This window comes from Nitrospirota bacterium (genome assembly GCA_016180645.1).
In the GTDB taxonomy this organism is placed as follows: domain Bacteria; phylum JACPQY01; class JACPQY01; order JACPQY01; family JACPQY01; genus JACPAV01.
The window spans coordinates 57,431-78,039 of sequence record JACPAV010000021.1 but is presented as its reverse complement, the minus strand read 5'-3'; the positions used below and the strand labels follow the sequence as shown (position 1 = coordinate 78,039).

The following is a 20,609-nucleotide window of genomic DNA, read 5'->3' as shown; positions in this document are numbered from 1 at the left end:
CCAGAACTTAGTACGGATTCTGGAGATAGGCGGGCTGGAGGGAATGTGGCGCCACCCCCAGACCCATTTGGAAATGTTCCATGGCCACCGCGGCCACGGAGGACACCGTGGGAATCCGCTCACCATCGGCCGGGTCGGCCCATCCCACCGAATCAAGGGTTGATCGAACCTCGGGAGGGATTCGGCTCAGACCTGTCCCCACGAATCGCACGCCTCTCCCCCCCCCCGCGATGGCAGCCACGAGTTCCGCGGCGCGCACCAGCGTGTCTTTCATCCGTCTCTCGACTTGTCCCTCTTTCCAGCCGAATCGGGCAACATAAAAGAGGTCGCGATGCGAATGAAGGACCGGCACGACATCTTCTTCCGCGGATGGACAATCCCACGCCATTGCCTCCAACGACGATACGGCGATGGCCGGCCGTGGATGCACCAGAGCCAGAGCCTTTAGAGAAGCGAGGCCGACGCGAATTCCAGTGAAGGAGCCGGGTCCCACGTCCACGGCGTACAGGTCAATGGACTGAATCCCGAAGCCTCTCCGACTAAGAAGTTGTTCGAAAAGCGGAACCAAGTGCTTCCCCGGCCGGGCCCCTGGCTCGGCGATCTCCTGATCCAGCAGACCGTCTTCCGTCGCCAGGGCCGCTCCAGGACGAGGTCCAGCGGATTCAACAGCCAGGAGGAGCATTGGCCAACATCATGCCCGCCTGCAAAACGGCGCTTGGCGGGATGTGTCGCAGGCATTTCGAATCGACACATCTTCGCACGTCCTCGCCCTTGCAGGCGCACCCCGTGGGATCCCATACATGGTTCACGGCTCGCCCCCGAGCGCCCCAGACAATCGGGGACGTCGGCCCGTGGATGGCAATCGTCGGCACGCCCAACAGCGCGCTGAGATGTGTCACACCGGAGTCGTTGCCCACGAAAAGGGAGGCGGAGGCGAGCATCCCGGCCGTCCGCATGATATCGTCCGACTCAACGAGCGAAACGCCGTCCGGGAGTCGCAGGCCTCGCAGATCGCCGGCCCACGATTCATCCTCGGGCCCGATCAGCACGAGTACTCGATCGGCCGCGTGTTCTTCCGCGAAACGCCGCGCCAACTCCAAGTAGTAGGACAGAGGCCATCGCTTCCAGTCCCCCCCGCTTCCCGGATGAAGAACGACCGAAGTCGAAAACACCTTTCCCATCCCCATCTGGAAGCGTGAACGGAGCTCCAGTGGGGGTAGGGGGAGGATTCCAAGGGGTTTGAGACATTCCCAGTAGGCGTCCGCGACATGCCCGTTCGTTGCCTCCGCGCTGGACACGTACACTTCGAACCGTCGGCCCAAGACGGTGGGATGTTTCGTTCCCCGCTTGAGCCAGGAAATCAACCCATCGTAGATCTGAGGTGGATCGGCATAGAGGAGCCGGGTCGTATCCGAACGGTCGAGCGGTAGAATCTTTTCCCCAAGCCCAAGCGCGCGCAGGAAGGGAACGTACTTCGCATGGGTCGCGATCGTGAGTCGCCCAAAATGATCCTGCAAGGCGAGAAAATGTGGGATGGAAAGGACGAAATCGCCGAGGGCTCCCCCTCGAAGGGCCAGAACTTCCTTCTGGGTTGCGCCCCCCCCCTCGGTACAATTTGAGATTTGAGATTTCAAATCTGAAATCCCGGAAAGGGGTGGTGGAATCATCCGAACAGTCGGCCGTCCAGGAACCGCGGCAAGAGGTCGTGGCAGGGGTCGGCCGTCACGCCGGCCGCGCGGGCGGACGTTTCCCCGAACTTCAGCGACTTCGGGGACATGGGCTTGGTGGAATCGAAGGCGATGAACGGGACCGGCCCGGCCACATGCGTCTTCCTCGAAAGATACGTGAGATGGTCGGAGGTGACCAGCACGCGATGAGGCTCCACCTTGGCCAGCCCCTCCATCAAGGGTTTGACCACCTCGCGATCGAACAGCTCGATGGCGAGGCATTTTTTCTCCAGGTCGCCCACGTGACCGCACTCGTCGATGGCTTCCACGTGCAGGAGCACGAAGTCGCCTTCTTTCGCCAGGAAGTCGAGCGTGTACTCCACTTTGCCCTTGTAATTTGTGTCGACCCATCCTGTCATCCCGGGCACTTTGAGAATTTTCAGTCCCGCGCAGATCCCGATCCCGCGAAGGAGCGGAACGGCCGAGACCGCGGCGCCTTTGATCCCGTACGTCTTCTCGAACAGCGGCAACGCAGGCCGCGTACCCTGTCCCCAGAACCAGATTGAATTGGCCGCGGGCTCGCCCTTTTGCGAGCGGATACGGTTGACGCTCGACCCGGCCAGAATTTCCCAGGAGCGCCGAATCATGTCCGACAACCGCTCCGCGGCTTCCCCTTCCGGCCAGTGGCCTTCCGTCGGCACGCCTTGAATGTCGTGCGGCGGCGTCGTCTTCAGGTTTTTCGGTCCCTTATTCCAAATCATCGCGTGGCGGTAGCTCACCCCGCGCGCGAAATGGATGTCATCCGCGCGCAATCGCGTGCGGACCTCCGCGAGAAGCTGGAACGCCTCGGCATCCGTGATGTGGCCCGCGCTGTAGTCCTCGATCTGCGGACGATCGGGGAGACCGCTCATCGTGACAAAATTCATGCGGAACGCGACGTCCCCCTCCTGAAGATCCACTCCCATGTCGATCACTTCGAGCGGTGATCGCCCCGTAAAATAGACGTGGGGATCGTATCCCATGAGGCTCAAATTCCCGATATCGCTGCCGGGGAGAAACCCATCCGGAATCGGATACGTGACACCGAGTAGGGATCGGCCCGCGAGGGCGTCGAGATTCGGAGTGGCGACGTGCTCCAAAGGGGTCTTTCCATTCAGCGAGGGAATCGGCTCGTCCGGCATCCCATCCGCCACCAGCAAGACGTGTTTCATCGGAATTTCCTTCCTATTTTTTCTTCTTGGTCGGGCGGCCCCCGGAGAGGATCTTCTCAAACCAACCGACCATCGCCTTCGTCCACTCGCCGGACACGAACTGTCCCCGGTGCGCGAGAGGCACGATCTCAACCGGAACAGTCCTCGGGATGCCGGCGATCCATCGCTGGATACATCGCCTCGGCGTGATGGCATCCGTCACCGCCTCGGCCAGCAGGATGGGCACGCGCTGGGGGTAGCGGTCCAACTGAAAGAAACCTGTAAACCATCGAATGGTGTCCGCCTCCTCGCCGGCGAGGTCCTGCACCGCGCGGGAACCGGAAGCCCGACCCGACAGGATCAGATCAACTGTTTCGCCGCAGAACAGCGGCCCCGCAAGCGCCACACCCCTCACCGGTTGGCTCTGGGAGGCGATCCATACCAAGTTTGCCCCCAAGCCGATCCCGGCCGCGAACACAGCAGGGGTCTCTTCCCTCAAGAGCCTGATCCCCTGGGCCACATCCACCGCCGATTGGAGCGACGGCTGGCGCGGCGTACCCCGTATCGATTCACGCATCCACCCTTTGGTGATGACCTCGGCGTCGCCCGAACTGTGACCGTGGCCGCGGAGGTCGATGGCGAGAGCCCCAAATCCCGCGCGGGCCAGATCTTTGGCGAACTCCTCCAGCCGTCCTTCCCCGAAATCGTGCACGAGCAGAACCAGGGGAACGCCTTCCACGCCAAGCGGCTTGTGGAGAGATCCGAAAACCCTGACGCCGTCCCCGCCGAGGTAGGATACCTCGTACTGGCGGGTATCCCTGGCCTCCTTCACAAGAACAGTCTTGGCGTCGAGCGGGCGCAGGGCGGCCTCCTTCATCTGCGTGAGTACGGAGGCCCGAAGGTCTTCTTTGAGATCGGAGGGACCGGCGATGAGCGCGGCGGCGAATCCCGCTGCAAGACTCAGATTCATGAGGAAGACCTGCGCTTCTTCGCTGTACGCCCGGCCAATTCTGCCGCAAGGCGGATCGCCGCCATCATGCTCGATGGATCCGCCCGGTTCTTCCACGCGATATCGAACGCCGTGCCATGATCGGGCGAGGTGCGGACGAACGGAAGGCCCAGTGTCAGGTTCACGCCGTCCTTGAAATGAATCATCTTGAAGGGTGCAAGCGCCTGATCGTGATACATGCAAACGGCCGCGTGAAATTCTCCCTCGTAGAGACGGTGAAACATCGCATCGGCGGGGAGTGGACCGTCCGCGCCGATGCCTTCGCGCACCGCCTTCTCCACGGCCGGCCGGATGTACTCCGCGTCCTCGGAGCCGAAGGCCCCGTTTTCTCCCGCGTGAGGGTTGAGCCCGGCCACGGCGATCCTGGCCCGCCGAATGCCGAACCAATCCCGGAGCCCGGCATGGGTCAGCGCGATCGTTTGGAAAACTTTTTCCACGCTCAGACTCGATGGCACCGCCCGCAACGCCATGTGAATCGTCACAATGGAAACTTTCAATCTTGGACCGGAAAACATCATGGCGTGCGACGGAGCCTGTGTAAACTCCGCCAGCATTTCGGTATGCCCCGGCCATCGATAACCGGCTGCATGCATGGACTCCTTGCAGATGGGCGCCGTGACAACAGCATCGGCTTCACCCCGCCGGATCCGATCGACCGCGGCACGGATACAGGCCACCGCGTAGGCTCCACCTCTCGCATCCGCCCGGGGTTTTTGAAAGTCCTCGGGGACCTCCACGCCGTCAGGCTCGATCACGTCCACGGCGCTCCGTTTCCGTCCGCCGGCCCGAAGCGCCGAATCCAAAACGGCGCGGCTGCCCACGATGGAGTAGTTGGCCGATGGAAGCCGTTTCGAGAGGAGCGCTTTCACCGCCACCTCCGGGCCCACCCCATACGGATCGCCCATCGTCACCAAGATTCGAGGCTTCATGGTGACGAGCTTACTTCCATCGGCCTCCCCGCTCAAGTTCGCCGCACACCATCGCGTTACACGAGGGATTGATCCGAGCGTCCGGACCGCCTACCCTCTTCCCATGGACAGCGGATTTCGAAAGCATTTCGTCAGAGCGAACGGGATTCGATTCCATGTGGTGGAGGCCGGCGAGGGGCGCCCCATTCTCTTCCTCCATGGGTTTCCCGAGTTCTGGTACAGTTGGCGTCATCAGATGCGGGCGTTCGCCGGCACTGACGCGCGGGCTGGATCGCTACGTCGCGGCGCCCCTTCGGGTGGAGGTTCTCAAGGGACTGGGACACTGGACTCAGCAGGAGGCCCCGGAAGAGGTCAACCGCCTTCTCGCGGGCTTCTTCGCCGAGAAATAGAAAAAACAGGAGCGATCAGCGTTTAGCCATCAGCTTCGGAGGCTGAGGCCGTGCCGCGCTTCGGAACCTTCACTGCCCTGTTCTTTGACTGGACTCGTGCTGCGTAGCGCTTCGCAGAGCAGCAAGCTGACGGCTGAGAGCTGATGGCTGAACGCTTGCCTAAAGTTTTTCGGATTTCGGACAATTAGAACTATGGGGGTCTAGATGGTGATGAATCGGCATAGCCGGGGTCAATATGACTGAACAGTCCGGCATGGGGTCACAAAACCCCACAGCTAAATGCCTAAAACAACGGCACAATGGCAGTGGAAGCAACTCGCCCACCTGCCTTCGCATGAGATTTCAAATCGTTACGTGACGGCACCCATTGACCTTGTACCACGGCCAGTATAGGCATGCTTCTTGCTACTAGATCATGTAGGTCAGGTAGTGACGGGTAGTAATAATCAATGACCAGGGGTCACTAATAGTAGAGAGGTAGAATAAGGGGATGACAGGGATGGTAAAGCTTGCAGACGCCTCAAGAAGAGGCGCGATCGCGGAACACGGCCACGCCTGGAGGGCGTGGAAGACAAGCGCGCATGGAGGTCCAATCGGCTCCGCCAAGGCGGGCGACCGCCAGGGATGGAACCAAGGGGGAAAACCATATGGCAAGCGCAGAAGGGGGACCTATTCAGGTCCAACTGGATCGCTTCGAGCTGGACCATGACTTGCTGAGAATCGGCATCAACCAATGCGATCGGCTCATCAAGCACCCTGAACGGGGGCTTGGATCGCTCAAGCAACTCGCACAGGATGTGTGCCACCGTCTCACGCTCCACCTCGACGTGGAAGAACGATTCTTCGAGGAAACGCTCACAGACAAGAGTTTCCAATCGACGCTTTTTCTGACCATGGCGCGCGACACGCGGAAACAGATACGCAAGATCACGCGACTCGTGGCCAGTTTCCCCTGGCAGCCGGAGCCGGCGAAGGCCGCCACGGTGCTGGATGTGGTCATCCGACTCGTCCGTCAGCACGTGGAGCAGTGCGATCAGCAGATGTTCCCGCACATCGTCCAGCTCCACCGCCTACCCTACCGGGAGGCGAAGAGACTCGCAGCGTAGTCGGACGGATCCGCCGAAGCTTCTCGGCGCAACCACCAAGTCCCATGCCCCACCGGGCATGGGACTTTTCTTTGGCCCGGCCTTCCATTAGGCTTGCACCGGATGGGGCGCTTAGCTCAGTTGGCTAGAGCGCCGCTCTTACACAGCGGAGGCCGAAGGTTCGAGCCCTTCAGCGCCCATTCAACGCTTCCTAAGCATACTCGACGATCTTGGTCCGACCCTTGTGGCCGGCCACGATCCGAAACCGCGACTTGGCCGCGCCGAAGTGTTCGCTCAGCGCTTCCACCACCGCCTCGTTGGCCTTGCCCTCCACCGGAGGCACGGTCACGCTGATCCTGTAGGATTTCCCCTCCAGCGGCTCGACTTTCGTCTGCCGCGCGTTCGGTTTCACAACAATGCGAAGCTTCACGTCACCCACCTCCGGCTTTCCATGCTCCTTCTGCAGGGGACATTGTTATTCTGCGCGTTCTCTGGATACAATCCGGCCATGCGACTTTGGATCACCGGCGTTTCAGGATACATCGGAACGAGGCTCACGCAAGTGTGCGACTCGGATCGCGACATCGAGTCGATCGTCGGGACTGACATCGTTCCCCCTCGAGCCTCATCCAAGAAACTGACCTTCATCCATTCCGACATCAACGACACGGCGTTGGCCGAAAAAGTCCGCGCGGCCGCTCCCGATACCGCCATCCACCTGGCGTTCATCCTGAACCCGATCCACGACGTGCGCCGAATGGCGCGAGTGAACATCGACGGGACCCGAAACTTTCTTCAGGCGGTCGAAGCGTTGAACATCAAGCGAATCCTCGTGGCCTCCAGCGCCACGGCCTACGGCGCGCATCCGGACAATCCGGTTCCGCTCAACGAGGAACATCCCGTGCGCGGGGACTCGAACAGGAACTACCCCTACTCGGAGCACAAGGCCATCATTGACCGCCTCTGCCAGGAGTTTTCGAGCAAACATCCCGGCATTCAGGTGGTCATCGTTCGGCCGACCATCGTGATCGGACCGAACATCTCGAACTACATCGGCCGGATGATCAGTCAGCCTCGCGGATTTACGATCAAGGGCGCCAACCCACCGATGCAGTACGTTCACGAAGAGGACGTCGCCCGCGCCTTTCACTTTCTCCTGAAGAAGGGCGGCAGCGGCGCCTACAATCTCACCGGTGACGGTACGCTCACGCTCTCCGAAGCCGCCGTCCTAACGGGATCGAAAACGGTGCCCTTTCCCTATGGGTTCGCCTACAGCCTGGTCCAACTCTTCTGGCTGCTGCACCTCAAGCCCGTTGAGTCGCAGGCCGGTGTTCTCAATTTCTTCCGCTACCCCTGGGTGATCTCGAACGACAAGATCAAGAAACTCGGCTTTCGCTTCGAGCACACAAGCCGCGACGCGCTCGTCTCCTTCCTGAAGGCGCAAGGGAGACTCACTTCCTCAGAATGAGGCGGCCAGGCCCCAGCGGCCGGATCATCCAGGTATCCAAACCCGCGGTGGGCGCGGAGGAGATTCGCGCCGTTTCGGCCGTACTGCGCTCGGGCAAATACGTTTCCGGGGAAATCGTCCTCGCCTTCGAAGCGGAATACGCCCGGTACGTCGGCAGCCGGCACGCCGTGGCCGTCAGCAACGGTACGGCAGCACTCCACCTCATCCTTGCCGCGATCGGGATCGGCGTGGGGGACGAAGTCATCGTCCCACCCTTGACGTTCTTCGCTACCATCGAAGCCGTCCTCTACACGGGCGCCAGGCCGGTATTCGCGGACCTCGATCCGGACCGTTACTGTCTCGATCCGGCTCAAGTGGAGCGGGCGATCACGCCTCGGACGAAAGCCATCCTTGCGGTACATTTATATGGGCAGATGGCGGATGTGGACGCGCTCTCGAATCTCGCTCGATCGCGAGGCCTCGCCTTCATCGAAGATGCCGCGCAAGCCCATGGATCAAGTTTCCGTGCGAGGAAGGCCGGCTCTTTCGGCCGGGCCGCCGCCTTCTCGTTCTTCGCCACGAAGGCAATGACCACCGGCGAGGGCGGGATGATCACCACCGATGACGAGGAGATCGCCACCAAAGCCCGAATGATGCGGATCCATGGAATGTCGGGACGTGACGATCACGTGATGCTCGGCTACAACTACAAGATGACGGAATTCCAGGCGGCCATGGGGCGCGTTCAACTCCGGAAGCTCAATTCGAACAATCGAAAGCGCATCCGAAATTCGATGGTTCTACACAAGAATCTCGCCGGGCTGGAGGCGATCAGGAGGCCAACGCTGTATCCGGAGGTCGTACACACATTTTTCTGGTATCCCGTCTGGATGGATGAAGAGAAGGCGGGTCGAACAACCGCGGAAATCGTGTCCATGCTCCGAGCCAAGAGCATCGAAGTGCGTCAGAGATACAAGGAGCCCCTCTACAGGCAGAAAGTGCTCACGGATTTGGATCCGGCATACGGACGGCTGAACCTGCCGGTCGCCGAACAGCTGGCCGGTCGCATCATCGGTCTGCCGAACCACGGGCGCCTCACCCGAACGGATTTGGACCGTGTGGTCTCGGCTCTCCGTGAGCTGAACGCTGACCGCTGAAAGCTGATGGCCGCATTGCGCATCCTCATCCTCGGCGCCGGAGCACAGGCCAAGTACGCCATCGACATTTTCAAACTCACTGAGCGCAATGAGATGGTCGGCGTCATCGATCTCGAGGACCGGAAGGATGGCCGCGCGGAGGCGCTCCTGGGCATATCGATCCTGGGCGGGCTGGAGTTGCTGAAGCGGGGAAAGCTCGGCGCCACGCATGCCCTTATCGCGCATCGGGACAACTTGAAAAAGGCGGGCCTGGCGGAGCAGTGCAAGCGGATCGGCCTACGAAGTGCGACCGCCATTCATCCCGGGGCTTCGATTTCGCCATTCTCCAAGATCGGAGAAGGGTCGATCATCAACGCGGGGGCGGTGATCCAGCCGAATGCCGTCATCGGTCGTCATGTGATGGTCCACGCCAATGTGGTCGTCGATCATGATTCAACGGTGGGCGATTTCGCCAACCTCGCGCCGGGGTGTACACTGGCGGGACATGTGCAAGTTGGGCGGATGGCCTATGTCTACACCGGCGCCGTCGTCGGACCGAATCTCCGGATCGGCGACCGGTGCGAAATCGGCGCCGGCGCCGTCGTTCTGAAAGACGTTCCCAAGGGATGGCGAGTAGCCGGCAACCCCGCCAAGCGTATCTGAGGGGTGTGAACCATCTCCGGCGAATGCCGAAAGGCCCGCCGGGTGCCCCCGCGCAGGGCAGAGACCGATCGGGCAGCCGCCCGTCGGTCACTGGAGATCGTTTTCACACCCCGGACAAGATTCTCGCTTTGATCCCCGCGTACAACGAGGCCGAATGCCTCCCGGCTGTGCTGTCGAGTCTGCCCAAGGGCGTTGACGTCCTTGTCGTGGACGACGGCTCAACGGATCGGACCTCCGCCGTCGCGCGCGAAGGCGGCGCCCGCGTGATCTCACACGCGGAGAATCGAGGCCAGGGCGCTGCCCTTCTTACGGGGTTTCACGCTGCCATTGAAGATCGCTATCCGGTGGTTGTGGAGCTTGATGCGGACGGTCAGCACGATCCACGCGACATCCCGCGTCTCACAGCCAAGCTCAGGGAGGGATACGATGTGGTCATCGGTTCCCGCTACCTGCCCTTTCCCGAAGAGGCCCCCGATCCCGCTCCGGATCGGCCAAGATACGCGGGCCCCCTGATCCGGCGTTTGCTGCTCCCCACCTTTGCGCGGATCTTCGCCCGGCGGGCGCACATCGCCACTACCGATCCAATGAGTGGGTACCGGGCGTTCACGCGGGGCATCATCGAGAAGGCTTTCGGCAACGGCGAGGCGGCCGAGGAGCCGCAATACTTCTCGATGGAGCTCTACCGGAAGCTTCAGGACATCGGGGCGCGCATCGGAGAAGTCCCCATCCGGATCCATCCCCGCACGCACGGCAAATCCAAGAAGGGATTCGTGCGGTATGGACTGGGTGTCCTTCGGGGATTTGCGTCCATCCTGCGCGCCCGGTAAGCTCTGCACGGACCGGAAGGATGCCGGCCGTACTCTCGACGCCGAGACCCGATGATGCTACATTTCGTCGTCCCCGGAGCGTAGCGGAGGGGGCCACCTTTTCGGCGGACACGAAGTCCGCGATGACGTAGAGAGTATGGGAGGTTCAACATGACATCACGCGGCCTGGATGATCTATGGGTTGAAAAACGCGCCTTTGCGCCGTCCGCTTCGTTTCGGAAACAAGCCAACGCGCGGAACGGCGCCATCTACAAAGAGGGCGAGAACGTTCTCAAATTCTGGTCCCGATGTGCGGGCGAAATCGACTGGTTCAAACCTTGGAAGAAGGTCCTCGATTGGAAGGAACCCTACGCGAAATGGTTCGTCGGGGGGAAGCTGAACCTTTCGCACAACTGCATCGACCGCCATCTCACCGGCCCGCGGAAGAACAAGGCGGCCATCATATGGGAGGGAGAACCCGGCGACACGCGCGTCTTGACCTACCGGGATCTTCACCGTGAAGTTTGCAAATGCGCGAATGCGCTCAAGACCATCGGGGTCAAGAAGGGCGACCGTGTCACGCTCTATATGCCCATGATCCCGGAGCTGCCGATCGCGATGCTGGCCTGCGCGCGCATCGGCGCCGTGCACAGCGTCGTCTTCGGCGGGTTCAGCGCGGAGGCGCTTAAAGACCGCATCCTGGATGCCCAGTCCAAGGTCCTCATCACGGCCGACGGCGGGTATCGGCGCGGCGGGGTCGTGCCGCTCAAGCAGAATGTGGACGACGCACTCCAGAGCTGTCCGGACGTACATAAGGTAGTTGTCGTCCGGCGGCTCGGCGGGAAGATGATCGTGCCCATGAAGGACGGTCGCGACTTCTGGTGGAACGATCTGATGGACGCCGCACCGATGACGTGCGAACCGCTCCCGGTCGATAGCGAGGACATGCTCTATCTTCTCTACACGAGCGGCACCACCGGCAAGCCGAAGGGCATCATTCACACGAGCGGCGGATATCTCGTCGGAGCGCACGTCACCACGAAGCATGTGTTCGACCTCAAGGAGGACGACGTCTACTGGTGCACGGCGGATATCGGGTGGGTTACCGGCCATACCTACGTGGTCTACGGGCCCCTCTCGAACGGCGCCAGCGTTGTGATGTACGAGGGCGGTCCGGACTGGCCGGAAAAGGATCGCTTCTGGTCCATCGTCGAAAAGTACGGCGTCACCATCCTCTACACCGCCCCCACCGCGATCCGCGCCTTCATGAAATGGGGCGACGCGTTTCCGAACAAGCACGATCTGAGTTCGCTCCGGCTTCTCGGCAGCGTGGGCGAGCCGATCAACCCCGAGGCATGGATTTGGTACCACACTGTAATCGGGAAAAAACGGTGCCCGATTGTGGATACATGGTGGCAGACGGAAACCGGCATGATTTTGATCACGCCTCTCCCCGCTCTCACGCGCCTCAAACCCGGTTCGGCCACCCGGCCGTTCCCGGGGATTCGTGCCGAAATCGTCGACGAGAGCGGCAAGCCCGTCAAGGCAGGCGGCGGGTATTTGGTGATCACCCACCCCTGGCCTGCGATGTTGCGCGGCATCTATGGAGATCCCGAACGGTACAAGAACCAGTATTGGAGCCGGTTCGACGGCGTCTACAACACGGGCGACGGCGCCAAACGGGACAGAGACGGGTATTACTGGCTCCTCGGCCGAGTCGACGACGTGATCAAGGTGGCCGGTCATCGCCTGAGCACGATGGAACTGGAGAGCTCGCTCGTGGACAATCCCAAGGTGGCCGAAGCGGCGGTCATCGGCAAAGCGCACGAGATCAAGGAAAACGCCATCGTCGCCTTCGTCACGCTGAAGGAAGGGATCACGTCATCGGATGCGGTGAAGGACGAATTGAAGCAGCACGTGGTCAAGAAGATCGGGGCCATCGCCCGCCCGGACGACGTTCTCTTCGCCGCCGAGCTCCCCAAGACGCGCAGCGGAAAAATCATGCGACGGCTTCTGCGCGACATCGCCGAGGGCCGGGCCATGGGCGACACCACCACCCTCGCCGATCCTGCGGTCGTCCGATTCCTGAAGGAGAAGTACGAGCACTTGGAGCCGTAGCGCGACGACCGCACCGCTCTCTCGCGGTGCACGGCCCGACGTGAGGTCGGCCGCACTCTCCACCTTCTCGGCGGACACGATGTCCGTGATGACGGGGAGAGTGTTGAAAAGAGGATCGCGCTCCTCGATAATGCGCCGATGCCTCTGAAGGAAGCCTCACTGGTAAAGACCTGGACCGTCAGCCCGCGCGTCAAGGCGTTCCGCCTGAAAGTGCTGGGAGAGGAGCCCTTCACCTTCGTCCCCGGCCAGTGGGTCAATTTCCATCTCCCGATCAAGGCGGACAATCCGCAGCGCGCCTACTCGATCGCCTCCCCTCCCAATGGGAGCCACGAATTTGAGACGGCCATCACCCGGGTGGAAGGTGGGCCCGGCTCATCGTTCTTCCACGACGCACCGGTAGGCGCCTCGCTGAAGTTCGAGGGGCCGGCCGGTCGTTTCGTACTGCGCGATCCGGGAAAGTCCGGCGCCGCCTTCATCGCCACGGGAACGGGACTGACACCCTTCCGTTCCATGATTCCCCACCTGCTGAATCAGGGGTGCCAGCCGGACGTGCTTCTCCTCTTCGGCATTCGAGATGAATCGGAGATCCTTTTCCGACAGGAGTTCGAGGAACTCGCGCGCCGCCACGCCAATTTCCGTTTTGTGCCGACCCTCTCCCGCGCGAACGAGGCATGGCAGGGAGAGCGCGGCTACGTTCAGCTTCAAGTGGAGAAACGGCTCAAGGGCCGTCCCGAAATGGAAACATACGTCTGCGGGCTGAAAAAGATGGTGGACGAAGTGCGCAAGCAGCTCCTGGACTTTGGATTCGATCGGAAGAGAATCTATTTCGAGAAGTACGACTGAGAGGTTGGCCGATGGAAAATCAAGATTGCATTTTCTGCAAAGTCATCCGCGGAGAAATGAAGACCGAGATTCAGTACCAGGATGAACATGTCGTGGCCATCAAGGACATCCGCCCCCAGGCGCCGGTCCACCTCTTGCTGGTGCCCAAGCGTCACATTTCCACCCTCTTGAGCGTCAAGGATTCGGATCAGGCGCTCTTGAGTCACATCTTCCAAACGGCGAACGAAATTGCCCGGAAAGGGGGATTCGCCGACAACGGATTCCGCATCGTCATCAACTGCAATCCCAACGGCGGCCAGACCGTCTACCACCTCCACGTCCATCTTCTCGGCGGCCGCTTCATGACCTGGCCCCCGGGGTAATTTCAGAGTTCGGGTTTCGACTTTGAAAAGGCCCCAAAAAAACTCCTCGCCCGAGGTTTCTTCGGGCGAGGATCTAGGAGGTGACACTACTTGAGATCGATCTTCTTGGACTCAACCCTGCGGGTAGGTGAATGGACGGCTTCGGTTCCGTCCTCAGGGCCTCATCCTTGAGGATCTAGTAGTCCTATCGGTAGCCCTCGCAGTCTACTTTAGGATATAAACGGCCCATGGGCCGCAAGAAAACCAACGGTTCCAAGGTCGCCGCCGCCTTTCGCAGGCTCCTCCCGGCCACACAAGTCTCCGAAAGAGCCGCCGATCTCATCCGATGCGGAAGGGACGAATCCTCTTTTCCCGGCCGAACTCCCGCCATCGTCCTCTGGCCCGAATCCACAAGGGACATTCAGAAAGTCATCCGGAAGGCGCATTTTCTCGGCGTTCCGATTACGCCCCGCGGCGCGGGCTCCAGCTTGGAGGGCAATTCAATTCCCGTCGAGGGAGGCGTCGTTCTGGACGTCAGCCGCATGACGAAGGTTCTGGAATTCCGGCCGGAAGACTTCTTGGTGCGCGTGGAGCCGGGCATCGTCTACAATGAGCTGAACCGTCAGATCAAGGAGTCCGGACTTTTCTTCCCCCCCTCTCCGGGCGGAAGTTCCGACGTGGCTACCATTGGAGGCATGGTCTCCACCAATGCGAGCGGAATTTATTCGGTGAAATTCGGAGGGACGCGGGACTACGTGAAGGCCCTGACCATCGTGGATGGCTGCGGGCAGGTTCACAAGCTCGGCACTTCCTCTCCAAAAAGTTCATCGGGGTTGGATCTCGCGCAGCTTATCGTGGGCGCCGAAGGCACGCTGGGCGTGGTGGCAGAGGTTACCCTGCGGCTCGCGCCGCGACCGGAATCCTTCAAGAAACTCGCCTTCAGTTTCGCCGACGACTCCGGAGCGGCCCGCGCGATCGTAGCTCTCAAGCAGTCCCTCCCCGAACTGGCGGCCGTGGAATTCCTGGATACTGCATCGGTTGCCTGCGTCAATCGCTTTAAGGAATGGCACGCAAAGGAAAGTCCCACGCTCTGCCTCGAACTTCAGGGAAGTCAGTCGGGCGTCGCGCAGGCCGAAGGACCGGCGACGGAACTCTGCCGCGAGGCCGGCGGTGAGGCCGTCAATCTCGGGGGGGTCGATCCGTGGGAGTTCCGTCATTTCGTCACCCGCGCCATCCGGGCGGCCCATCCCGGAGCTTTTATTGTACGAAACGACGTCGGGTTTCCGGTTTCAGTCCTCCCGGAAATGATCGCGCGTTGCCGCGAGATCGAACGCCGGACATCGCTTCGGCTCTTCGCTTTCGGACACGCAGGATTCGGAATCCTGCACGTTCTCATCCCGGCTGATGAGGGAAACGCCGCGGCACTCAAGAAGGCGCGTCAGGCCAACGCCGAAATCATTCGAATCGCCCTCTCCAAAGGCGGAATCATCAGCGCCGAGCACGGGATCGGGATAGGCGGACGAAAGTTCATGCGAGCGCAGCATGGGTCCTCGTTGGATCTCATGCGACAGGTCAAACGCGTATTCGACCCCAGAGGGATTCTCAATCCCGGAAAGGTGTTGCCATAGGTCCGTGGGGCAGATATGATTCGCGGCATGCGACATGGGATTTTCTGGGGAGCCCTCCTTGCCGCCACTCCCTTTATCGCGAGCTGTCCCGCTGACACCGGCAATCTTGACGGGGAGCAGTCCGTGGCATCGAAGCTGGACGCCATGCCGGATGCCGATCTCTCCACTTCAGAGAAAGCCAAGGCCGCCCTGGCCGCTCTCGGTGACCAAGGGGGATTCCAAACCCTTCTGGACCCCGGAGACGCATCGTTCGGACAGAACGAGATGATGGAAATGGCCCTCCTTGGAATGCAGTTCACCGACCAGTTGACGGATGATGAATCTCCTGCCGCCAAAGACCTCGATGCGGAAGCGGAGAGCACGCCTGCCGAAGACTGCGCGGACCTGCAAGCCGACCTCGCGAAATACGGTCTCACTTGCCCGATCGTGGAGTGTAGTGCCTCCGGAAACACGTTCAAAAACCTGGTGAAGGGGGACTGCGAGGGGAGAGATAGAAGCGGGAATGGCTTCAAAGTGCAAGGGGAATCCATCGCGGAGGGCACCTTCGATGAGGCCGGGGGCAACGTGGATGTGAAAGTGACCTACCGGAGCTTCCGCATTGCATTCGACCGCACCCTTCCCTTTGGGGGACCGTCCACGGCATCGACAAACCCCTCACCCAAGTCGATCAAGCTCACGAACACCATCACGGCAGACGGTGAATTCAAGTGGCAGGTTCGAGGGCGGATCGAGAAAAGCCTGGATTTCTCGGGTGAGGTCGAGGGAAGGCTCAGCGTGGGGCTTGGACTGGCCTACGAAATGGACGGGAAGAGTGGGGGCGGAAATGTCATGCTCAAGATATCGATGGGCCAGAAGGTCGCCTCCAAGCAGGAGCAGTTCACGTTCAATGCGCACTATTCGCAGGAGTGCGAGGGCAAGGCGACCGATGGATCACCCTCTACGGGATCGGTCTTGAACCAAATAGCCGGGTCGATCGGTCGAGAGGGCCCCGCCATGACGCTGAATACTACCGGCCGACTCGGCGATTACGGAATGGAAACCTGCGTGGAGGGCCCATCCCATGAACTTCAGAAGATCGTGGAGGAAGCCTACGGTGTCGATTCCTCCAGGAAGTCCACGGCTACGGCCCACCGATTCCCACGGCTTCTTCAGGCACGCCGCTCCCACAATGAGACGGGCGACGGGGACTCGTCCTTGAACGGAAAGTTTTCTTTCAAAGCCGAATCGGTGGCGGCGAATCCGGAGTCATGCAAGCGGGAGCCGGTGTCCGGAACGATGATCTTGACTACGCCCACGCAAACGGTGGAAGTGGCGTTCGACGGTGGAGCAAAGTGCGATGGAACCGCGGGACTCAAGGTCAACGGCAAAGAGGCAGGAAAGGTCGAAACCGGCGATTTTCTTCTCGTGGGCTCGGCTCGCGATTCCGAAGGATAGAACGGCCGCATCGCCGGCCTTGCAATCCCGGTCGACCGCACCCAGAATATCGCCTCGTCATGACCGACGATCCGGGCGCCTCACCCTTTGACTACGCGGATTCGGCGACGGGCGTTTTCGACCGGCGTCACGTTGAGGCCAAGCTCCGGGAAGAGGTGCGGCGAGCGCGGCGGGACAACAGCCCCTTGACCGTCCTTTTGGTCGACATCGACTATTTCAAGATCTACAACGACACGCTCGGCCGGAATTGGGGCGACCGCCTTTTGAGGCGGTTCGCGGAAGTTCTTGGAGGAAACCTCAAGCCGATCGACACGCTGGGTCGGCAGGGGGGCGATGAGTTCGTCATTCTCCTTCCCGCCCACGACTTGTCCGTCGGTGCGGAGTTCGCGCGCCAGCTCTTGAAGTCCGTGAGTTCGGCCCAGTATCCCGGGCAGGAACTGTTTGAAGAACTCTTCCCCCAAGGGAAATTGACGGCAAGCATCGGGGCGACGGCGATGAACCCGGCCCTCCAAGCTGAAACCGATCTCCTGGCGTGGGCGGACTACGCCCTCTACCGGGCCAAGCGATTGGGCCGAAATCGAGTGGTCCTCCAGGAGGGGCCTCCGCACTCAGCCGAAAGCCGCCGTCAGCCACTCAAGCTGTTCGAAAACCTGGCGGCCCTCTTCTCGAGAGCTTCGGATCGAGATCGAAAATTACAGGACACCGCGGCGGCGATTCAGCAATGGCTCGCCATCGATGTGTGTTCGCTTTACCTGTTGGAGGATCGGGCGCTCACGTTGCGTGCGACGGCCGGTCTCAATCCGGATTCCGTCGGGAGAGTCATAATGACCACGAGCGAGGGGCTGACAGGACTGGTGATCGAGACGATGACAACCGTTTGCGCGCGTGATGCCGCCAAACACCCTCGATTCAAGTATTTCCCCGAGACCGGCGAGGAGCGGTACGGCTCCTACCTCGGAGTACCCATCTTGTATGAAAACACGTCCCTCGGCGTGGTCGTTGTGCAAACGAAGGCCATCCAGGACTTCAGCGAAGAGGATGTGACGGTGGTAAAGACGATCGCAGGCTTTCTCGGCGGGTTCCTGGGCGCGTTCTTGAGCGCGTCAAAATAGGACCCTCCCCCGAATCTCACAGCCTGAAGGCCCGGAGGGCGTTCTCGCGTACGATTTTCCGCTTCACGTCGGGTGTCAGGCCGAGTTCATCCACCTCGCGCAGGGTGCGGTCGAAGGGAAGCAGTGGGTAGTCCGTCGCCCAGATGACCTTGTCCTGTCCCCAACCGCCCGCGAACTGGATGAACTCCTTGGGCCAATGTTTCGGGGTACGGGCTGAAGTCTCCACATACACGTTCGGGTGTTTCCACGCCAGGATCATCATCTCCTCGTGCCACGGCTGGCCGAGGTGGCAGCCCAGGATCACGAGTTCGGGAAAGGCCAGCGCCACTTCATCCAGGTAGATCGGCCGGCCCGCCTCGGAAGGGAGAAGCGGACCCGTATGGCCGACCTGAATGCAGACCGGAACGTCGAGTTCCACGCACTTCACGTAAACGGGCCAGTAGTGCTTGTCGTTCGGCGCGAGGCCCGTCGTGCCGTCGCCGTACATGTACGGCTCAAGGCGGATCGCCTTCATGCCGAGTTCCCGGACAAGCCGTTCGACCTCGCGGGCAACATCCATTGGCCTGCGCAAGACATTGACCGTACCTGACCCCACAAACCGCTTGGGATGTTTCTTCACGGCGGCCGCGACTTCTTCGTTGGACACGACCGCAAGGTCCTTGTGGTAGAAAGCGGACAGGACACAGCGATCCACGCCCGCGCGGTCCATGTCCTCGATCATCTGCTCCGTCGTCATGCCTTTGAGAATGACTTCCGGGGAGCGGTACTTCTTGAAAATGTGGACGTATTCTTGCGGCCACTTTTTTGCGCCTTCGGGACCGATCCACGATCCCCATGCGTCGATCGCGCCGACGGTTTGACTCATGATCTCCTCCTCATCGTCCTTTGAAAACCGGCTTCCTTTTTTCAAGAAACGCCCTCATTCCCTCTTTCTGGTCCTCGGATGTGAAACTGATGCAGACGGAGTTGATGGAAAAATCGATGGCCGTCTCGAGGTCGGCCGTCATCCACTTGTGACAGATGTCCTTCTGAACGGCCATCGCCACCGGACTGTAGCCGCTCAGGGTTTCCACCCACTCGTCCGCGGCGGCGTCCAGATCCCGATCCGGTACGACGCGGTTGATGAGGCCCTCCTCGTGCGCCCGCTTTCCGTCCCACGATTTCGCCAGATAGTAGAGTTCCCGCGCGCGGGTGATTCCGATCATCTGCGGCACGATGCCCGCCTCGACGATGGACGGAATCCCGATCTTCATGTGCGGGAAGCCGTATTTCGACGTCTCCGTGCCGATCAACAGATCGCACGATACGGCCAGTTCAAGTCCCGCTCCCAGACAGTTCCCTCGGATCTTGGCGATGTAGAGCTTGTCCGTCGTGCGGACGAGCGAAAACGTCTCGTGCAAAAGGCGCGCGAGCTTTCGCCCCTCGAGAGCGGTCATGTCGTGCGTTTCATTGAGGTTGATCCCGGCGCAGAAATGGCCGCCCGCGCCCTCGATGACGCCCACGATGACGCGCTCGTCCGCCTCGATCTTCCGCACCGCGTCCTGAATCTCCATCAGCATCGGCGTGCTGTGCGCGTTCATGACGGCGGGGTCGTTCATCGCGATCGTCGCCTTGGGCGGTTCGATGGAGAGCGTGATCTTTTCATAAGCCATGGTGCCTCTCCTCCCTACTTGAATCCCAACTGCCGCGCGATCGTGTTGCGCTGGATCTCACTGGTCCCCTCGCCGATCTCAAGAAGCTTGCAGTCCCGGTAGTAGCGCTGGACGGGAAAGTCCATCGCCATTCCGTAGGCCCCGTGGATCTGGACGGCCCGCTCGCAGATCCACGTGGCCGTTTCCGAGGCGTAGAGCTTGGCCATCGACGCTTCCCTGATGTGAGGTCGCCCCGCGTCGGCCAGCCGCGCGGCCCGAAGCGTGAGCAGCCATGAGGCATCGAGACGCGTCGCCATATCGGCCAGCGTCCACTGATTGCCTTGAAACGCTCCGATCGTTTGTCCGAACGCCTTCCGTTCACCGGCAAATTTCAGGCTTGCTTCCAGCGCGGCCCTTGCCAGGCCGCAGGCAAACGCGGCGGCCATGATCCGGCCCAGCGTCAGCGTTTTCATCGCTTGCAGGAAGCCTTCGTTCTCTTTTCCCAGGAGGGCATCGGCCCCCAAGACGCAGTCCTGAAAGTTCAACTCAGCCGATTCGGTCGCCCGTACGCCCATGACCGGAATGCGCCGGGCGGTAAATCCCGGCGTTCCCTTTTCGAGAATCAGAAGGCTCATTCCCTGAAGCGCCTTTTCCGGGGCTGTTTTCGCGGTGACGACCACGAAATCGGCGAAGGTTCCATTCGAGATAAACACTTTTGATCCGTTCAATCGCCAACCGTTCGGACCCCGTTCAGCCACCGTGCTGAAAGACGAGGGGTCGGACCCGCCGGCAGGCTCCGCAAACCCCCAGGCCCCGACTTTTTCGCCGCAAATACCGGGCGTGAGGTATTTCTCTTTCTGCTCCTTCGTGCCGAAGGTGTGGACCGCGCTCAGCGCCAGGGCCACGTGGACGTAGATCCCCACGGCGATTCCGGCCGATGCGCGACCCAGTTCCTCGGCGGAAAGGGCGAACGTAACGAGGTCCAGTCCCGCACCCCCAACGTCAGGGGGGAACGGAATGCCGAGATAGCCGAGTGCCCCCATTTTTCGGAAGAGTCCCTTCGGAAACTCGCCCTTCTCATCGCACTCCTTCGCGATGGCCTCGATCTCGCCACGGGCGAACTCCCGGAAGCGGTCGCGGAAAATCCTTTGTTCCTCGGTCAGGTCAAGATCCACGCACCC

The 20,609-nt window shown here is 61.0% G+C and carries 21 protein-coding genes and 1 tRNA gene; 13 read left to right on the top strand and 9 right to left on the bottom strand.

Annotated elements, in window-relative coordinates; genetic code table 11:
- Positions 1–7: 7 nt before the first annotated feature.
- From tsaB to pdxA, 5 genes are read right to left on the bottom strand one after another with little or no spacing between them, the layout of a single operon-like run.
- On the bottom strand, positions 8–682 hold the full coding sequence (gene tsaB, locus HYT87_13510; protein MBI2060780.1) for a tRNA (adenosine(37)-N6)-threonylcarbamoyltransferase complex dimerization subunit type 1 TsaB: 675 nt from the start codon (positions 680–682) through the stop codon (positions 8–10).
- Positions 663–1,667 carry a glycosyltransferase family 9 protein gene (locus tag HYT87_13505; protein ID MBI2060779.1) on the bottom strand — a complete coding sequence of 335 codons (1,005 nt, stop codon included), beginning with the start codon at positions 1,665–1,667 and terminating at the stop codon, positions 663–665. Before HYT87_13505 ends, tsaB begins: the two co-directional genes overlap by 20 nt.
- Positions 1,664–2,878, bottom strand: coding sequence for a cofactor-independent phosphoglycerate mutase (locus HYT87_13500; protein ID MBI2060778.1), 1,215 nt, complete (start codon positions 2,876–2,878; stop codon positions 1,664–1,666). Before HYT87_13500 ends, HYT87_13505 begins: the two co-directional genes overlap by 4 nt.
- Positions 2,879–2,891: 13 nt before the next feature.
- Positions 2,892–3,827 (bottom strand): alpha/beta fold hydrolase, encoded by a 936-nt coding sequence (locus HYT87_13495; GenBank protein ID MBI2060777.1) that lies wholly within the window; start codon positions 3,825–3,827, stop codon positions 2,892–2,894.
- Positions 3,824–4,795 carry a 4-hydroxythreonine-4-phosphate dehydrogenase PdxA gene (pdxA, locus tag HYT87_13490; protein ID MBI2060776.1) on the bottom strand — a complete coding sequence of 324 codons (972 nt, stop codon included), beginning with the start codon at positions 4,793–4,795 and terminating at the stop codon, positions 3,824–3,826. The genes HYT87_13495 and pdxA overlap by 4 nt, the downstream gene beginning before the upstream one ends.
- Before the next feature lie 197 nt (positions 4,796–4,992).
- Between pdxA and HYT87_13485 the strand changes: the two genes are divergently transcribed.
- The 3 genes from HYT87_13485 (at position 4,993) to HYT87_13475 (ending at position 6,469) form a co-directional block, all read left to right on the top strand.
- On the top strand, positions 4,993–5,184 hold the full coding sequence (locus tag HYT87_13485; GenBank protein ID MBI2060775.1) for a hypothetical protein: 192 nt from the start codon (positions 4,993–4,995) through the stop codon (positions 5,182–5,184).
- 647 nt (positions 5,185–5,831) lie between these two features.
- Complete coding sequence (locus tag HYT87_13480; GenBank protein MBI2060774.1) at positions 5,832–6,290, top strand: hemerythrin domain-containing protein; 459 nt, start codon at positions 5,832–5,834, stop codon at positions 6,288–6,290.
- Between the two features lie 105 nt (positions 6,291–6,395).
- Positions 6,396–6,469: transfer RNA gene (locus tag HYT87_13475), tRNA-Val, on the top strand.
- A gap of 11 nt (positions 6,470–6,480) precedes the next feature.
- On the opposite strand, the gene HYT87_13470 is transcribed toward HYT87_13475, so the two are convergent.
- Positions 6,481–6,699, bottom strand: coding sequence for a DUF167 domain-containing protein (locus HYT87_13470; GenBank protein MBI2060773.1), 219 nt, complete (start codon positions 6,697–6,699; stop codon positions 6,481–6,483).
- Between the two features lie 78 nt (positions 6,700–6,777).
- Here HYT87_13470 and HYT87_13465 point away from each other — a divergent pair, with 78 nt between their 5' ends.
- From HYT87_13465 to HYT87_13420, 10 genes are all read left to right on the top strand, one after another.
- The gene (locus HYT87_13465; GenBank protein MBI2060772.1) at positions 6,778–7,737 is read left to right on the top strand and encodes an NAD-dependent epimerase/dehydratase family protein; all 960 of its coding nucleotides are present in this window, start codon (positions 6,778–6,780) and stop codon (positions 7,735–7,737) included.
- Positions 7,734–8,873 carry a DegT/DnrJ/EryC1/StrS family aminotransferase gene (locus HYT87_13460; protein ID MBI2060771.1) on the top strand — a complete coding sequence of 380 codons (1,140 nt, stop codon included), beginning with the start codon at positions 7,734–7,736 and terminating at the stop codon, positions 8,871–8,873. Before HYT87_13465 ends, HYT87_13460 begins: the two co-directional genes overlap by 4 nt.
- Positions 8,874–8,879: 6 nt before the next feature.
- Complete coding sequence (locus tag HYT87_13455) at positions 8,880–9,515, top strand: acetyltransferase (GenBank protein MBI2060770.1); 636 nt, start codon at positions 8,880–8,882, stop codon at positions 9,513–9,515.
- Positions 9,516–9,520: 5 nt separating this feature from the next.
- Positions 9,521–10,342, top strand: a complete 822-nt coding sequence (locus tag HYT87_13450) for a glycosyltransferase family 2 protein (GenBank protein MBI2060769.1) — start codon at positions 9,521–9,523, stop codon at positions 10,340–10,342.
- Positions 10,343–10,492: 150 nt separating this feature from the next.
- A complete protein-coding gene (acs, locus tag HYT87_13445; GenBank protein ID MBI2060768.1) occupies positions 10,493–12,439 on the top strand; it encodes an acetate--CoA ligase in 1,947 nt (648 codons plus the stop codon).
- Between the two features lie 138 nt (positions 12,440–12,577).
- Positions 12,578–13,282: an oxidoreductase gene (locus HYT87_13440; GenBank protein ID MBI2060767.1), complete on the top strand. Its 705-nt coding sequence runs from the start codon at positions 12,578–12,580 to the stop codon at positions 13,280–13,282.
- 11 nt (positions 13,283–13,293) lie between these two features.
- Positions 13,294–13,644 (top strand): histidine triad nucleotide-binding protein, encoded by a 351-nt coding sequence (locus HYT87_13435; GenBank protein MBI2060766.1) that lies wholly within the window; start codon positions 13,294–13,296, stop codon positions 13,642–13,644.
- Between the two features lie 227 nt (positions 13,645–13,871).
- A complete protein-coding gene (locus tag HYT87_13430) occupies positions 13,872–15,251 on the top strand; it encodes an FAD-binding oxidoreductase (GenBank protein ID MBI2060765.1) in 1,380 nt (459 codons plus the stop codon).
- Positions 15,252–15,278: 27 nt separating this feature from the next.
- Positions 15,279–16,685, top strand: coding sequence for a hypothetical protein (locus HYT87_13425; GenBank protein MBI2060764.1), 1,407 nt, complete (start codon positions 15,279–15,281; stop codon positions 16,683–16,685).
- A gap of 59 nt (positions 16,686–16,744) precedes the next feature.
- Positions 16,745–17,797 (top strand): diguanylate cyclase, encoded by a 1,053-nt coding sequence (locus HYT87_13420; GenBank protein ID MBI2060763.1) that lies wholly within the window; start codon positions 16,745–16,747, stop codon positions 17,795–17,797.
- 16 nt (positions 17,798–17,813) lie between these two features.
- Here HYT87_13420 and HYT87_13415 read toward each other — a convergent pair whose 3' ends face one another.
- From HYT87_13415 to HYT87_13405, 3 genes are read right to left on the bottom strand one after another with little or no spacing between them, the layout of a single operon-like run.
- Positions 17,814–18,707, bottom strand: coding sequence for an amidohydrolase (locus HYT87_13415; GenBank protein ID MBI2060762.1), 894 nt, complete (start codon positions 18,705–18,707; stop codon positions 17,814–17,816).
- Positions 18,673–19,449: an enoyl-CoA hydratase/isomerase family protein gene (locus HYT87_13410; GenBank protein MBI2060761.1), complete on the bottom strand. Its 777-nt coding sequence runs from the start codon at positions 19,447–19,449 to the stop codon at positions 18,673–18,675. The genes HYT87_13415 and HYT87_13410 overlap by 35 nt, the downstream gene beginning before the upstream one ends.
- Positions 19,450–19,463: 14 nt before the next feature.
- Positions 19,464–20,603, bottom strand: a complete 1,140-nt coding sequence (locus HYT87_13405) for an acyl-CoA dehydrogenase family protein (GenBank protein MBI2060760.1) — start codon at positions 20,601–20,603, stop codon at positions 19,464–19,466.
- Positions 20,604–20,609 lie beyond the last annotated feature (6 nt).